The sequence below is a fragment of the Sinanaerobacter sp. ZZT-01 genome (assembly GCF_035621135.1).
Lineage (GTDB): Bacteria > Bacillota > Clostridia > Peptostreptococcales > Anaerovoracaceae > IOR16.
Genome location: NZ_CP141728.1, coordinates 981,304 through 997,332 on the forward strand (window position 1 = coordinate 981,304; position 16,029 = coordinate 997,332).

The 16,029-nt window shown below is 39.6% G+C and carries 15 protein-coding genes and 1 riboswitch; of the genes, 6 read left to right on the forward strand and 9 right to left on the reverse strand.

Annotation, left to right across the window (positions count from 1 at the left end):
• The first annotated feature begins 24 nt into the window (after positions 1 to 24).
• Genes U5921_RS04875 through U5921_RS04895 form a run of 5 tightly spaced genes read left to right on the forward strand, consistent with a single transcriptional unit; the run spans position 25 to position 4,628 of the window.
• Positions 25 to 1,104 (forward strand): ABC transporter ATP-binding protein, encoded by a 1,080-nt coding sequence (locus tag U5921_RS04875; RefSeq protein WP_324825346.1) that lies wholly within the window; start codon positions 25 to 27, stop codon positions 1,102 to 1,104.
• On the forward strand, positions 1,101 to 1,916 hold the full coding sequence (locus U5921_RS04880) for an ABC transporter permease (RefSeq protein ID WP_324825347.1): 816 nt from the start codon (positions 1,101 to 1,103) through the stop codon (positions 1,914 to 1,916). Before U5921_RS04875 ends, U5921_RS04880 begins: the two co-directional genes overlap by 4 nt.
• Entirely contained in the window at positions 1,913 to 2,713 is an 801-nt protein-coding gene (locus tag U5921_RS04885) for an ABC transporter permease (RefSeq protein WP_324825348.1), read from the forward strand. Before U5921_RS04880 ends, U5921_RS04885 begins: the two co-directional genes overlap by 4 nt.
• Entirely contained in the window at positions 2,710 to 3,936 is a 1,227-nt protein-coding gene (locus U5921_RS04890; RefSeq protein ID WP_324825349.1) for a spermidine/putrescine ABC transporter substrate-binding protein, read from the forward strand. Before U5921_RS04885 ends, U5921_RS04890 begins: the two co-directional genes overlap by 4 nt.
• A complete protein-coding gene (locus tag U5921_RS04895; RefSeq protein ID WP_324825350.1) occupies positions 3,933 to 4,628 on the forward strand; it encodes a DNA alkylation repair protein in 696 nt (231 codons plus the stop codon). Before U5921_RS04890 ends, U5921_RS04895 begins: the two co-directional genes overlap by 4 nt.
• Positions 4,629 to 4,634: 6 nt before the next feature.
• Here U5921_RS04895 and U5921_RS04900 read toward each other — a convergent pair whose 3' ends face one another.
• From U5921_RS04900 to U5921_RS04925, 6 genes are all read right to left on the reverse strand, one after another.
• Positions 4,635 to 5,984: an amidohydrolase gene (locus U5921_RS04900; protein ID WP_324825351.1), complete on the reverse strand. Its 1,350-nt coding sequence runs from the start codon at positions 5,982 to 5,984 to the stop codon at positions 4,635 to 4,637.
• Between the two features lie 144 nt (positions 5,985 to 6,128).
• Positions 6,129 to 6,854: a pyruvate formate-lyase-activating protein gene (gene pflA / locus U5921_RS04905; RefSeq protein ID WP_324825352.1), complete on the reverse strand. Its 726-nt coding sequence runs from the start codon at positions 6,852 to 6,854 to the stop codon at positions 6,129 to 6,131.
• An 8-nt stretch (positions 6,855 to 6,862) separates the two neighbouring features.
• Positions 6,863 to 9,094: a formate C-acetyltransferase gene (gene pflB / locus U5921_RS04910; RefSeq protein WP_324825353.1), complete on the reverse strand. Its 2,232-nt coding sequence runs from the start codon at positions 9,092 to 9,094 to the stop codon at positions 6,863 to 6,865.
• Between the two features lie 154 nt (positions 9,095 to 9,248).
• Positions 9,249 to 9,332: riboswitch (ZMP/ZTP riboswitch) on the reverse strand.
• 101 nt (positions 9,333 to 9,433) lie between these two features.
• Entirely contained in the window at positions 9,434 to 10,510 is a 1,077-nt protein-coding gene (gene vanG / locus U5921_RS04915; RefSeq protein WP_324825354.1) for a D-alanine--D-serine ligase VanG, read from the reverse strand.
• Between the two features lie 24 nt (positions 10,511 to 10,534).
• A complete protein-coding gene (gene vanW / locus U5921_RS04920; protein WP_324825355.1) occupies positions 10,535 to 11,356 on the reverse strand; it encodes a glycopeptide resistance accessory protein VanW in 822 nt (273 codons plus the stop codon).
• Positions 11,357 to 11,608: 252 nt separating this feature from the next.
• Positions 11,609 to 12,532, reverse strand: a complete 924-nt coding sequence (locus U5921_RS04925) for a ComEC/Rec2 family competence protein (RefSeq protein WP_324825356.1) — start codon at positions 12,530 to 12,532, stop codon at positions 11,609 to 11,611.
• A gap of 206 nt (positions 12,533 to 12,738) precedes the next feature.
• Here U5921_RS04925 and U5921_RS04930 point away from each other — a divergent pair, with 206 nt between their 5' ends.
• Positions 12,739 to 12,882: a hypothetical protein gene (locus U5921_RS04930; protein ID WP_324825357.1), complete on the forward strand. Its 144-nt coding sequence runs from the start codon at positions 12,739 to 12,741 to the stop codon at positions 12,880 to 12,882.
• Positions 12,883 to 13,003: 121 nt separating this feature from the next.
• Here U5921_RS04930 and U5921_RS04935 read toward each other — a convergent pair whose 3' ends face one another.
• The 3 genes from U5921_RS04935 to U5921_RS04945 all read right to left on the reverse strand — a co-directional run bounded on the left by U5921_RS04935 (position 13,004) and on the right by U5921_RS04945 (position 15,969).
• The gene (locus U5921_RS04935) at positions 13,004 to 13,570 is read right to left on the reverse strand and encodes a DUF3793 family protein (RefSeq protein WP_324825358.1); all 567 of its coding nucleotides are present in this window, start codon (positions 13,568 to 13,570) and stop codon (positions 13,004 to 13,006) included.
• Between the two features lie 373 nt (positions 13,571 to 13,943).
• Positions 13,944 to 14,600 (reverse strand): pentapeptide repeat-containing protein, encoded by a 657-nt coding sequence (locus U5921_RS04940; RefSeq protein WP_324825359.1) that lies wholly within the window; start codon positions 14,598 to 14,600, stop codon positions 13,944 to 13,946.
• Positions 14,601 to 14,634: 34 nt separating this feature from the next.
• Positions 14,635 to 15,969: an MATE family efflux transporter gene (locus U5921_RS04945; RefSeq protein ID WP_324825360.1), complete on the reverse strand. Its 1,335-nt coding sequence runs from the start codon at positions 15,967 to 15,969 to the stop codon at positions 14,635 to 14,637.
• Positions 15,970 to 16,029 lie beyond the last annotated feature (60 nt).

The following is a 16,029-nucleotide window of genomic DNA, read 5'->3' on the forward strand; positions in this document are numbered from 1 at the left end:
AATCCGCAAAGGGGGATGCATAAAATGCACAACAATACTTTAATTAGTCTACAAAACATTTCTGTGGAATTCGATGGTGAAAAAATCCTGAATGGAATTGACCTCGACATTAATGATAAGGAATTCGTTACACTGCTGGGACCTTCCGGGTGTGGGAAAACAACCACGCTTCGTATTATTGGAGGCTTTATTGATCCGGATCAGGGTGACGTTTTTTTTAATGGAACAAGGCTGAACGGTGTCCCTCCCTATAAAAGGCACGTGAACACCGTATTTCAAAGATATGCTCTTTTTCCGCATTTGAATGTCTATGAAAACATCGAATTTGGTCTTAAAATTAGCAAGAAGCTTTCAGAAACCGAACGAAAAGCATTAGTAAAAGAAATGCTCGCTTTGGTGAATCTAAAAGGTTATGAGCTTCGGAAAGTTACCCAGCTCTCCGGCGGACAGCAGCAGCGTGTCGCCATTGCAAGAGCACTGGTCAATCATCCTCGTGTTCTGCTCTTGGATGAGCCTTTGGGTGCTTTGGATCTAAAACTGCGTAAGGATATGCAGATTGAACTGAAACGCATTCAACAGCGTCTGAATATCACCTTTATCTATGTCACACACGATCAAGAAGAGGCACTTACCATGTCAGACCGAGTCATCGTCATGAAAGATGGAAATATCCTTCAAATTGGCTCACCGACTGATATTTATAATGAACCTGTCAATGCTTTTGTTGCCGATTTTATCGGGGAAAGCAATATTTTGGATGGAATCATGCATGAAGATTATCTTGTCGAGTTTGCAGGAAAAAAATTAGAATGTGTTGATTTTGGATTTGATAAAAAAGAAGCAGTGGATGTTGTCATCCGCCCTGAGGATTGGAAAATTACAGCACCGCAGCAGGGTCAATTCAGTGCTGTTGTGGATTCCATTATCTTTAAAGGCGTACATTGGGAAATCATTGCAAAGCACGCTGATTTATCCTTTATGATTCATACGACTCAAAAATACGAAGTCGGAACAAGTATTGGCATGTCTATCATTCCGGAGGATATACACATCATGCATAAAATGCCTCCCGAAGAAGATTCAAAACAGGAGGAGGAACAATGAAAATAAAAGCTACCGCTTCTCCATATCTTTTATGGATGATTTTATTCATTATCATTCCTCTGGGTTTGGTTGCTTATTTTTCCGTAACCGACCGTTCCGGACATTTCAGCTTAGATAATTACAAAGACGCCTTTGCCTATGCACCAGTCATTTTCAACTCTATTTGGCTGGCTATTATTGCAACGGTAGTCTGCTTAATTCTAGCGTATCCGCTGGCTTACACCTTCTCAAGGAGTAGACCCAGCCATCAAAGGACTCTCATCCTTTTGATTATGCTTCCTATGTGGATGAACTTCCTCCTTCGAACCTATGCATGGATGACACTTTTAGAAAACAACGGACTGATTAACCGTTTTTTTGGTTTTTTTGGACTTGGACCCTTTGAAATGATTAATACATCAGGCGCAGTCGTTTTGGGGATGGTCTATAACTATCTTCCGTTCATGATTCTTCCTCTATACTCTGTCATGACAAAAATCGACTATTCCCTAATTGAAGCCGCACAAGACTTAGGATGTAATTCCATTCAAATTTTAAAAAATGTAATTATCCCACTGAGTATGCCGGGAATCACTACAGGTGTTACGATGGTCTTTGTTCCTTCTGTTTCCACCTTTGTAATCTCACGCATGCTGGGCGGCGGCTCGAATATGCTCATTGGTGATTTGATTGAAATGCAGTTTTTAGGTAATGCCTACAATCCAAATCTTGGTTCAGCACTTTCAATGGTGCTTATGGTCATCATCTTAATCTGCATGGCCTTGACCAATATGTTTAGCGATGTGGAAGAAAAGGAGGGTATGCTGATATGAGCAAATGGCTTTCCAAAGGCTACACCGGCCTTATACTCACCTTCCTCTATGCACCTATTTTTGTATTGATTTTATATTCCTTTAATCAGAGTAAAAGTCGAGGGCATTGGACCGGTTTCAGCTTCCGATGGTATGAAAGACTCTTTCACAACGACGCAATTTTAAACGCTTTTATCACAACTTTGCTAGTCGCCGTCATCGCCTCGGTCATCGCAACGGTTCTAGGTACTGCGGCAGCAATCGGCATTCACAATATGAAAAAGCGTTCCCGCACAGTAGTCATGAATGTCACCTATCTTCCGGTTATCAATCCGGAAATCGTTATGGGTGTTTCTTTAATGCTGCTTTTCGTCTTAATGGGAATTAAGTTCGGGCTGCTTACTTTAGTACTGGCGCACATCACCTTCAATCTGCCTTACGTCATATTGAGTGTTATGCCAAAACTGCGACAAATGGATCATTACCTATTCGAAGCAGCAATGGACCTAGGCTGTACTCCCTGGCAGGCTTTTGCAAAGGTAACGCTCCCTGAGATTATGCCCGGGGTCGTAACCGGATTTTTGATGGCATTTACTTTTTCACTGGATGATTTTAATATCAGTTATTTTGTAAGCGGCGATAAGTTCCAAACTTTGCCGATTTTGATTTATTCTATGACCAGAAAACGTGTCAGTCCTGAAATCAACGCTTTATCTGCAATCATTTTTATTGTTGTTCTCTTGATTCTGATTTTGGTAAACATCAATGACGCACGTTTGGAAAAAGAGCAGCGAAAAAAGGAGGATGCACTGCGATGAAACAAAATCTTTTGAAATTTTTTTGCTGTACAGTCAGTGCCCTGCTTTTATTTTCCTTCTCCTCTACGGTTTCTTCTGCATTGGAACTGAAGGATCCTAGCTACTATGAGCGCTTTCAGGGAAAAGGTATTTCCATCAGCGTCTATAATTGGGGCGAATACTTATCCAACGGCAGCGACGGTTTAATGAATATTAATGAGGAATTTACAAAATTGACAGGGATTAAGGTCAATTATACAAATTTTGCAACGAATGAAGAGCTTTATGCAAAGATGAAAAGCGGTGGCTCTAACTATGACGTTATTTTCCCATCGGATTATATGATTGCTCGTATGATAAAAGAAGAAATGCTGGCTCCTTTACATCGCGAAAATCTGCCGAATGAAACCTACCTGAATCCATTATTTGAAGAAAACAGTTACGACCCGGGGAACGTTTATTCTCTTCCTTACACCTGGGGAACCGTCGTTATTATTTATAATAAAGAGAAAATCAAAGAGCCCGTTGACAGCTGGAACATTTTATGGGATGAAAAATATAAAAATGAAATATTGATGTTCAGCAATTCGAGAGATTCGTTTGGTATTGCATTAAAGACACTCGGCTACTCCCTGAACAGTGAAGACCCAAAACAGCTTCGAGAAGCTGCTAATCTTTTAAAGGAGCAAAAGCCTTTGGTACAAGCTTATGTCATGGATCAAATTTTTGATAAAATGGAAGCAAATGAAGCCATATTGGCTCCTTATTATGCCGGAGATACCCTAGCCATGATGGACTCAAATGAAGCTCTCGCAGTTGCTGTCCCGAAGGAGGGAACGAATCTCTTTGTCGATGCAGCCTGCATCCCTGCAAACAGCACGAACCAAGAAGCAGCTGAAATGTATATTAATTTTTTAAATGAGCCGCAAGTAGCAGCTGATAATATCGAATACATCGGCTACTCCACACCAAATTTAGCCGCCTTTGACTTACTGGACGAAGCAACACAAAACAATGAAATCATTTATCCGTCCGATGAAATATTGGCACAATCGGAACAATTTATCAACTTATCCGATGAAACTAATTTAAGAATGGACCAGCTTTGGACAGAGGTCTTAGCCAGCAAAGGTAACTTTGCCGCTTGGGGTCTTGCGCCAATTATAACGATTCTAGGACTCTTCGCGGTAAAAAACTGGATAAAATATAACCGCAGAAAGAAAAGGAGGAGAATGATAGAATGATGAACCTCTCTTCAAATGAAATTAAATCACACCTTTTTTCCATGTCAGATGAGGCGTATAAAAGCTTTCACAGCAATCTGGTTCCAGGTGTCCATAACATAATCGGCATTCGTATTCCAAAGCTTCGAAGCTTTGCGAAAGAGATTGCAAAAGATGAATGGAGCCTCTATTTAAAAGGTGCCTCTGATGACTATTATGAAGAAATCCTGCTGCAAGGCCTCGTCATCGCTTATGCAAAAATGGACTATTCAGACCGTCTCTCTTATATAAAAGGCTTTATTCCTAAAATAAATAACTGGGCAGTCTGTGACAGCTTTTGCAGTAGCCTGAAAGATACCGCAAAGCATAGGGAGGAAATGCTTTCCTTCCTACAGCCCTATCTCCACTCTGATCAGGAATTTTTCCTACGATTTGCAATTGTAATGCTGATGGATTATTATATCTTTGACGAATACATCGATATGGTTCTTTCTGAAATGGATCAAATCAAGCATGAAGGCTACTATGTAAAGATGGCAGTAGCTTGGGCAATTTCAATGTGTTTTGTAAAATTTCCGGAAAAGACCTTGTACTTTCTCTCAGAAAATAATCTGGATGATTTTACCTATAATAAAGCTTTACAGAAAACGATCGAATCGCTTCGAGTGGATAAGGAAACAAAGGATAAGCTGCGCCGTATGAAGCGAAAATAAACAGAATCAATTCTTTTTAGGGATCAGCTGGCTGATCTCTTTCTTTTTACATAATTCTAATATACATTGAAAAAAAAGTTCTGCTGCCGGTTCTAACACACCTTCATCAAAATCAAAACAATCGTTATGGTGCGGTGCACTTAGAGAAGTACCAAACAGCATATAAGTTGCTTTCCCTCCTTGTCCATGAACTGCATTCAGCAGCTCAGTCACATCTTCGCTTGCATGAAATTCCAATTCATCGACAATCTGATCGAAAAAAGGATTTGCCTTTGCCTGCTGTACAACAAAGGCTGCAAGTTCTGTATTACAGGATGCACAGCCTGCCTCTCCTATTATCTCTAATTTATGTTTACAGCCTTCCATCTCAGCAGCACCTTCGCAAATCGTCTCTACTCGCTTTTGCATATATTGGTTTACCTCGTTGGTACTACCTCTGGTTTCCAGTACCAGCTCCGCATAATCCGGTATTATATTCGCCGGTCCGTCTGCCCGTAAGGCTCCGACATTGACCCGGCTATCTCCTTCGCTATGCCGTGAAATACCTAAGATATTTAGCGTCGCATTACATGCTGCAGCCAAAGCATTTTTTCCTTCCTGCGGACAATTTCCTGCATGTGACGCTTTGCCATAAAAGGATACCTTCATTTTTGTCGTTGCTAGAAATTCTGTCGTTGCTGCTGCAAACATCCCCAAGCGATTTGCATTTAATCCAATGTGTCCGGACAACATATAGTCAACCCCCTGCGTCAAATTAGTTTTTGCAAAAGCAGCTGCGCCACGAACACCCTCCTCTGCCGGTTGAAATAAAATGCGAATCTCTGCATGAAATAAATCACGATTTTCCTGTAATTGTTTAATAACTCCCAAACCAATGGCAACGTGTCCATCATGACCGCAGGCATGCATAATACCATCATGCAGTGATACAAAACCTTCTTTATACGGGCGGTGCTCCTCACTGGTACACTCTTGTATCTCATTTGCATCCATATCAAAACGGAGCAGAAATACAGGTCTCTTTTCACTGCTTCTTTTCTCTCCCTCGATCCGCGCGATCACTCCGGTAAAGCCACCTTCCATCTTTGCAATCAAATCGCTGCGCTTTGTTTCTTTCACCGCACGCTTTATTGCTTTTTTGTCCTCCTGCTCATTCGGGCATCCTCTTCTAAGCTTTGGATCAAGAATTTCTTTTCCAAATTGGTATTTCACACCCCATTCTTCCAAATGTTCTATAATTCGTACACTGGTACGGTATTCCTGCCACCCGGATTCGGGATAGCAGTGCAAATCTCTTCGAATCGCAATCAGTCTTCTTGATAGACTATCCTTTTTATCTTCTGTACTCTGTCCCATATTGACACCTTATTGGCCCTTTGCCGTTTCTTTTTATTATAAACAATTTACTATATTATAGCCTGCCACTGCTAAAGAAGAAAGGCTTAAATCAAGAATATAAAGACAAAGGAGCACGTTATGTGCTCCCTTGATTTCATTCTGTTACTTTGTATCTTTTCTGCATTCCAAATGCCGGTATAAGCTTCTAACTTCTTCCGCTTTCATTTCCGGTGTATCTTCTAAGGAAAACGGAATACCCAGCGCTTCATATTTTTCTAAGCAAAGCTTGCGAAACGGCAAAAGTTCTATCTTTTCCACATTGGGAAAAGCGTTTAAAAACATACCTAGTTTTTTTATATGCTCTTTTGCATCGGTTAGTCCCGGTACTACAACATGCCTGATCCAAACTGGTTTTTGCTGTTCTTTCAATAATTCTAAAAAAGAACAAACGGTTTGAAAGCTTCCTCTGCAATGCTTTTGATAGTCTGCCTCGGAAAGAAATTTCACATCGCACAATACCAAATCTGTATAAGCAAGTACGTTGTTTATTTTTTCTCTGTCGCTGCAACCCATTCCGGAGGTATCCAAAGCTGTGTGTATACCTTCTTCTTTCAGTCTCTGAAACACTTCCGAAATAAAACCTGCCTGCAAAAGTGGTTCTCCTCCTGTAATGGTAACGCCTCCATTCTTTTGAAAATAAGGGCGGTACCGCAGAATTTTTTTTACCACATCTTCCGGTTCGTACACGTCACCCGCCTCTTGTTCCCACGTATCGGGATTATGGCAATAAGCACAGCGAAGAGGACAGCCCTGCATGAATATAACATACCGAATCCCCGGTCCATCCACGGCTCCCATGGATTGAAAGGAATGTATTCTGCCCAGCATACGCCACCTCACACACTCTCGTGGAAGGTTCGGGAAATCACTTCCCGCTGCTGTTCCTTCGTCAGCTTATAAAAGTTTACCGCATAGCCGGAAACACGTATCGTCAAATTTGGATATTTTTCCGGATTTTCATAGGCATCCAACAGAGTTTCGCGATTCAATACATTTACATTGATGTGGTGCGCCATCTGCCCAAAATAGCCTTCCAGCAATGCCACCAAGTTAGATATTCTTTCTTCTTCGGATTTTCCAAGTGCCTCCGGTACAATGGAAAAAGTATTGGAAATGCCATCCTTACAATACTCGTAGGAAATCTTTGCAACGGAATTGAGTGCCGCTAACGCACCGTTTTTCTCTCTTCCGTGCATTGGGTTTGCTCCGGGCGCAAATGCTTCCCCTGCTTTTCTTCCATCCGGTGTTGAACCGGTTTTCTTTCCATATACGACGTTTGAGGTAATCGTTAGAACGGATAGGGTATGCTCTGCATTCTTATAAAGCGGTGTTTTCTTTAGCTCCTTGAAGAAAAGCTCCATCTGTTCACAAGCAATTGTATCTACACGGTCATCATCGTTTCCAAATGCAGGATAGTCACCTTGAATCTCAAAATCCGTAATCAGACCGCTTTCCTGATCTCGGATGCATTTTACTTTTGCATATTTAATTGCAGATAAAGAGTCTGCCAAAACGCTCATTCCTGCTACTCCAAAGGACATATAACGATGTACTGAAGTATCGTGCAGTGCCATCTGTGTCTTTTCATAAGCGTATTTATCATGCATATAATGGATGACATTCATGGTGTTGGCATACATTTTCGCCATCCATGAACGATAAAAATTAAGAAGCTCCACGACTTTATCATAATCAAGGTATTCCTCTGTGTATCCTTTACTCTCCGGTGCTACCTGAATGTTCTGCTTTTCGTCTCTTCCGCCGTTTAAAGATAAAAGCAGCATCTTCGCCAGGTTCGCCCGTGCCCCGAAGAACTGCATCTCTTTTCCAACACGCATCGCGGAAACACAGCAGGCAATTGCATAGTCGTCTCCAAACTTCGGACGCATTAAATCATCATTCTCGTACTGAATCGCATCGGTATCACAAGATACTTTTGCACAATAACGCTTAAAATTTTCCGGAAGCTGATTTGACCAAAGAACTGTTAGATTCGGTTCAGCAGATGTTCCTAAATTATACAGTGTGTGAAGGATACGGTAAGAGTTCTTCGTCACTAAGGTTCTTCCATCTTCACCCATTCCGCCAATAGCTTCGGTAATCCACATCGGATCCCCTCCAAATAACTCATTATACTCCGGAGTCCGTAAATGGCGAGCCATTCGAAGCTTCATTACAAAGTCATCCATAATTTCCTGAATCTCGGATTCCGTAATAATGCCGTTCTTTAAATCACGTTCAAAGTAAATATCCAAGAAAGTAGTCGTTCGTCCAAGGCTCATCGCTGCTCCGTTTTGCTCTTTGATTGCGCCCAAATACCCAAAATAAAGCCACTGTACCGCTTCTTTTGCATCTTGTGCAGGTTTTGAAATGTCGAATCCGTACATAGCTGCCATTTCTTTCAGCTTACCGAGAAAATTAATCTGCTGAAATAATTCTTCCAGCTGACGAATGTGATCCACATCCATCAGTTCTTCTCCAATGCTTTCCTTATCTTTTTTCTTTTCTTCAATCAAACGGTCAATCCCATACAGTGCCACTCTGCGGTAGTCTCCAATGATTCGTCCTCTTCCGTAAGCATCCGGCAAACCTGTAATAAGTCCGCAGTGTCTGGCTTTTTTGGTTGTCTCATTATAAACACGAAAAACACCGTCATTATGCGTGGTACGATATTGAAATTCGTCTTCTACTTTTTTGGATAATTCATATCCATATGACTTGCAGGCATCTCTTGTCATCTTCAAGCCGCCAAACGGGTTTACACCTCGCTTTAAAGGGCGATCTGTCTGTAATCCAACAATTAATTCCTTCTCTTTATCTAAATATCCAGGCTTATAATTTAAAAGAGAGGTCACTGTCTGCGTATCAATATCCAAGACACCTCCAAATTCTCTCTCCAATGCGAAAAGATTATTCAATTTATGCATCAAGCGCTCCGTTCTTTCGGTCACCGAACAGAGAAACTTTTCATCTCCTTCGTATGGTGTATAATTTTTCTGAATAAAATCTCTAACGTTAATTTCATTCTGCCATTCTCCGTTTGCAAATCCGTCCCACTGTGTAAACATAATAAATACCTCCATCTTCCTTTGTACTTCTTAGTTCTACACACCGTATTTTTCTGGATTTTGTTTGCGACATCTGCTGCAAAGCTTTTTTCGTCACACTCTCCGTTTAAAAGATCATCTTTTTTTGCATAAAAAAAGGCAACCTCGAAATATACGATGTTGCCCAGACGGTCGGCTCAATATCAGCTCTCATTCCCCTGTGGTTTTGCCCACTTATCCGTCAGTAATGAAAGCCCTTCTTTTTTTTCAATATACCACTGTCTGATTTGCTTTGTCAAGAAAGAAAGGAAAAAAACAAAAATATTTTATTATTATTCTTACATTGCACCGCTTAAGCTTTTATGCAAATGCGCTATCAATCAGCGTATCCAGTACTTCATTCATAGATAAACCAATTCCCTGAAGCATACTTGGATACCGGCTGTGAACCGTAAATCCCGGAATCGTATTCACCTCGTTAAACACAAGCTCTTCTTGGGGCGTTACAAAGAGATCCACTCTGGAAAATCCACAGCATCCCAATGCTTGATACACATTCAGTCCTGTTTGCTTAATTTTTTCAATCAGCTCCGGTGCGAGTAAAGCAGGCATCTGAATCGTCGCTGTTCTCTGCCCGTATTTTTCATTAAAATCTAAAAACCCCTGCTTCAAATCAATTTTATCGACAGCACCTATAATCGGCTCTTTCGTTCCAAGTACTGCACATCCGACCTCAAATCCCTCTATATTTTCCTCTAAAATAACCTCATCGTCCTCTAAAAATGCCCTCTGTACAGCTTCATACAGTTCTTCCTCTCTTTTCACTTTCGTAATCCCTAAAGAGGAGCCTGCCTTTACCGGTTTGACATAGACCGGATACCCGAGAGAAGCCACACGCTCTTTTAACTGGTCAAAATGAAACCCCTTCTGAATGACAAATGACTTCGGAACACGAACACCGCAGGCTTCTACAATGGTATGTGCTAATTTCTTATTCATACATAAAGCAGAACTTAAGGTGCCGCATCCGACCAACGGAATTCCGGAAAGTTCAAGAAGCCCCTGTACTGTTCCATCTTCTCCATTTTTTCCGTGTAACATTGGAAGCACAGCATCCAAAGAAACTCGCCTTATCTTATTTTTTTCAAGAAGCAGAATCCCGTGAAGCTGGCGGCTTGGTGAAATCACTACCGGTGTGCAGTCTTTTTCATTCATCCACGTATCTTGCGCTATCTTTTCTGCTTCTCCTGTATAAAGGTACCATTCCCCTTGTTTTGTGATACCTATAAGCAGCATTTCATACCGTTCTTTATTAAAATGCTGTACAACTGCGTAAGCAGATTGTAAAGAAATTGAATATTCCGAAGAGCATCCCCCAAATAAAACTGCGATTTTTTTCTTCTTATTATCTTGATCTAATGCTTTTACTTTACGCATAAGCTATCCCTTTCTCAATCCCCATTAACGATACCCAATTTCGATTGTTTTCGGCAGAGCATAAGAAATTTGTGTTCGATTGACATAGAGTTTTTGCTCCGGTTCTTCTTTTTCTCTTGCCAAATTGATCTTTTTACGGCAAATAATTGCCTCTTGATATACTTTTTTATTTTGCTGAAAATATGAAATATCCTTTGCATATATGTCATACTGGTGGCCGACTGGCTCGTCACAATAAATTCCGAGGTAAAGGTTCTCTTCATCAAAGTCAAATACGAGCTGATATTGACGCATCGTATCATTTCTTACTTTCAGATCAAGCCATCCTTCGCTTACAGTTGCATCGGTTCCTTCTGGTATTTCTTCATCCTGATAAGGAAACTCTCTGACTGCATGTGGATGTCTTTCCACTATGCTCAAAGGAGTATGCAGAAATACCCAAAAAAGCAGATTGCTCATCTGGCAAAGCCCGCCTCCCGGCCGTGCAACAATTTCACCGTCTACCGAGCACAATCCATCCTTATATTTTTCATTTTTTTCAGCATATCTGGCCAGCTTCCAAAAAGAGAAAGTTTCCCCCGGTTTAATCACAAGCTTGTCCATCGTTTTCGCAACGAGTTTTAAGTTGAATACCTTATTTTCCTGATAAACCCTGTCAAATCCGGTATTTTCATTGATTAGGATCGATTTTGTTTCATAACAAAGGTAAGGTAAGCATTCCTTATTTTGTTGTTTTGCATAATTGTTTCCATCGAAGTGCATCTTTGTATAAAAGCACAAGCATCTCTGCTTTGCACGTAGCGGCCGCAGCCATGGAAAAATCTGAGTTACTCTTTTCCTTTGCATTCTCTAAATTCTCCTCTTTGAACTATGAATCTTTCACGTTTCTATCGTATATCTATCTCAGCTGATTCTAAGGTTAAACTAATTCTCTTGAAACATAAGGAAACATCAATTTATGAATATTCCCTTATGTAAAGAAGAAAATCCTCTCTGGCTGATATTTATGAGTATAGCACCTTTTGATTGACCTAATTTTAAAATTCTCTTAAAGCTCCCTTAACGTTCTTTTAAAAAAAACTTAAATTTTTCTTAAGACTATCTCCAAATTTCTGTCTCTGACTCTTTTTTAATGTGATTTATCCCTGCATCGGAATACTGTAAAGTGCAGTTGGTATCAAGAGAATATGAGGTTTTATCCAATGTCATCTTGATTGTTCCCGAACGAAAGGTGCCATACAGGCTCGTCCCAGCCTGAAACAATCGCCGCATTGCACGAATATGCGGATGTTTCCCCTCATTTGCATAGCCTGCACTGATAATCCCTATCTGTGGCTTTACCACGGATAAGAATTTGCTCCCCGAAGAGGTTGCCGACCCGTGATGTCCAACTTTTAATACCTGTACCGGCCCCAATCGGCTCAAATACGCTTCTTCTCCGGTTTCTTCTAAATCGCCGACAAAAAGCACCTTTATTTCCCCGTATTCAAGTTGTGTAATAATACTGTTGTCGTTTATATTCTTACTTCCATCTATGCCGTCAATGATTCGTAAAACTGCGCCATTTCCCAGCTCAATCACACGATCTTCATCTTCCGTATAAATACAGCCTTCTTCCCTAACCGCAAGATAAAAATCTCGATAAAAACGTGTGTGGTAGCTGTCACCGCTATGTATGATTTCTTTTACATCATAAGCCTTCAACACTTCATCCATTCCACCTATGTGATCATGGTGCACATGTGTGGCAATTACTAAATCCAGCGAACCATCCACATAAGGCCTTATGTAATCAACAACGGTTTGTCCTGCTGCATCCGGACCGGCGTCGATTAAAACTTCGTATTCGCCAAAATCAATGAAGATGCAGTCTCCCTCTCCTACATCAATAAAATGAACGGTCATCTGGGGTTCCGATTCTTGTCCGTATGCTGCACGTTCCGACGCATAAGCGACCTCTGTTACCGTCAAATTTATAAAAATCAATAAAAATAACAGTGAGTATACTAGCTTTCGTTTCATTTTCCACTTCTCCATATAATTTTTTATTTGTTATAAAATAATGACAATCTCTCGTAATGAATGTATATTATATGCTCCTTTCAACTTTTGAGCAATATGATTCAATTGTTTTTGGATAATAATTGCATCGCTTTTTATGGGCAATCCACGAATGAAAATAAAAATATTACACATACTTTTAATAAATACCGAAGGAGGATTCTATTATGCAAGAGCAGCATCTCGATTCATTAAAAGCATTAAATTATTCTGATCTTTCCAAAGAAGAAGTTACTGAATTAAAGAATGCAGAAAATGAATTCAATAGTAATTTTAATAAGAATGTTTATTTCATGGTAATTGAAAAATAAGCCCAGAAAAGTATTCTTACACATGAAAAAAGTTTCTGAAATTGATTGATTCAATACCAGAAACTTTTTTTAAGGAAATCGATTGCGCTTATTAGTTATTCACAAGCATAACCACTCCTTGTTACGCTGCTACTGTAAGTTTTGTAACAGTGGCCCCTTTTTGATACATTTTTCGATAAACATCCATGCATTTCTTAAACTGTGAGAAACGCTTCTGCGCCTGCTCCGGGTTATGATACACCTTCCAAAAGCCGCTACAGCAAAAATTTTTCCCTTGATGCCGGATAAATCCCACCACATCTTGTAAAGGATAACCCAAGAATAATCCGATTTCATGAGGAAATTCTGTGCAGTCTGCCAGTCGAATGGATAATTGAGACAATAAGCGTTCCATCTGCAATGGCTCCGAATAACCTGCGGACGCTAAATAGTCAATCACTCCCGCTTCCCTCATATCTTCCATCAAACGTTTTTCACGAAATACATAAATTAGATAATTATTTTTATGATTGCATCTTTTTACAATTGTTGCTTTCACACCAAACGTTTGCAATTTTTGATTCCAAAATTCTACGTCCTTTTGTACTTGTTCCTTTGTCGCTTCATAACAAAATAAATTTGCAGTTTTTAAACCTGCCAAGGTTGGAGAGCAATGCTCGATTAAAAGATTTTCAAATGCTTTTTTCATTTCTATCCTCTTTAAATTTTATCTATTCTTCCACTATTTCTATATTATTTATCAAAAGTATTTCTAAATTTTCCACTTCGGTTAGCATTCGCTAACTTATGTTGAAAAAAGTAAGGATCTATTTCAATCCTCTTGTTGCGTTGATTAGTTAGGCATCGCTAACTTTTATAATAAAATATTAGCAGATTCTATTTCATTTGTCAATCCTTTAAAATGACTTTTACTAAAATTTCAGAAATATCTTTACTCCTTTTTTAGATGAAACAGAACTATGACAAACACGATGTATCTTTGATATTATATAATAAAGCATATACTGTTATTAAAAAAAATATCTTACGAAAGAAAGGAATGCCATGAACTACCCTAAAATCTATTCCTTGATTGTAATTCCCAATATTTTCGCTAATTCTGCTGCTTGAAATAAATTAACCACTGCACCTTTCAATTCTCTGCATTCCGAAGAGATACGAATGCCTTCCAGCACACAAGTAGTAAAATCAATTTTTTTCAAAGGAGTCTTGAAAAATTCCGTCTGTACAAACTTACTTTCATTCAGCTCCAATTGCTTAAACCCACATTGAGAAAAGAAAGCATCTGTCAAATCACACTGCTCCATTATACAAGTATCAAATTTTGATTCTGTAAAATTGGCATACTTGAAATTAGCATTTTCCATTTTTACATGAAGAAATCTGCTCCCTCCGAAATCACTTCCTGTCCCTTTCACATTTTGAAACACGCAGCGGTGAAACCAATTCTCTGATACCTTGCAGTTTGATAAATCGCAAGATTGAAACACAACATCATTAAAAGATGTCTTCTTAAAAGAAACATTGATAAAACTGCAATTTTCAAAAATCACCTGATCGAAAGATACTTCTTCTAACACCATCTCTTTTAAGCAAGCACCTTTTATATGCTTTAACGATACCTCTTCTTGATCCCGCAGACTTTCTTCTATCATTTCCTGTAGAGCGTCGCTCTCTTCCATCCTGTTATCGTCAAAATTCGGACCTTTTATTTTCATTTTTATGTCATCCCTTTCCGAAAATAGAAATAAATTATACGTTTTCTGTTTTTAAATCTTGTTTTTTTCTATGCAACAGCCATAAGACAAACAAAGCCGTAATAAATTCAGCAAACGGGATTGCCAGCCATATGCCGTCCACATGAAATAATTGTATCATAACAATAAACCCTAAAATAATAAATAAAAAGGTTCTTGAAAATGAAATAATCGCAGAGGTTTTTCCATCCGAAATCGCAGTAAACATCGCTGAAGCAAAAATATTAACGCCGGCAAAAAGAAAAGAAAAAGAAAATATTCTCATTCCGCGGCAAATTAACACGTACACACCAACTGAACTTTCTGAAAAAAGTGCTGCAATCCCTTCCGTGAAGGTTAAAGATACTGCAAATACCAATAAGGACGAGACAGCTATAAAATTCCAGCACATCTTCTTTAAATGCTTCAAATACGTGGTATTCACTGCACCGTAATGATAGCTGATCACAGGAGCAACACCCATGGAAAAGCCCATAAACAACGATGTCATAAGGAATTGGCAATATAGAATAACTGTAATAGCAGCTACACCATCTGCTCCAAAGTACCTCATGGTCAATACGTTGAACAAAAAAGTCGTTACGCTGATCGAAAGATTTGTTACCATCTCAGAGGAACCATTTAAGCTGCTCTGTGCCAAAACCATTTTATTCCACTTCGGTTTGACAAAACAAAGTCCAGTTCTATTTTTTATAAAGAAAAAAATGCCGCCTGCTGCTGGGATGCAATAGCCAATTGCGGTTGCATAAGCGGCTCCCTTAATTCCCATACCTACAATCCCCAAAAAAACATAATCCAGTATCATGTTTGCAAAGCCAGCCGCAATCGTCAAGCTCAATCCAATCATCGGTTTTCCTGCAGTCACGAAAAAGTTCTGAAATAAAATCTGTAAAATAGAAATGGGGGAAAGCCAAACTAAAACCGTAAGGTATTCTACGCCAAGAGGAACCAGCTCCCCTTCTGCACCCAAAGCTTTTACAAGCGGCTCCATCCATAAAAGCGCCGGCACAGCAATTGCGACTGAAAGTATAAAACAAAAAAAGACAATCAAGCTAAATGCATGGTTTGCTTCCTCCATCTTTTTTTCGCCCATTCGAATCGCGGTCACCGCGCTCCCTCCCGTTGCAAACATAACTCCCAATGCAATGGAAATACTGGTAAAAGGATACGTAATATTCACAGAGGATAATGCATCAGTGCCGACAAAGCGAGACACAAAGAAACCGTCTACAATCGTATACAGTGATAAAAATACCATCATGACAATCGATGGAAACGCAAACCGAAGTAGTTGCGCAAACTGAAATTCTTTTGAAATAATTTGGTGCATATTTTCCTTTTCCCGCTTTCATAAACGCTGTTTATAGTATATATGATAATGACACATAAA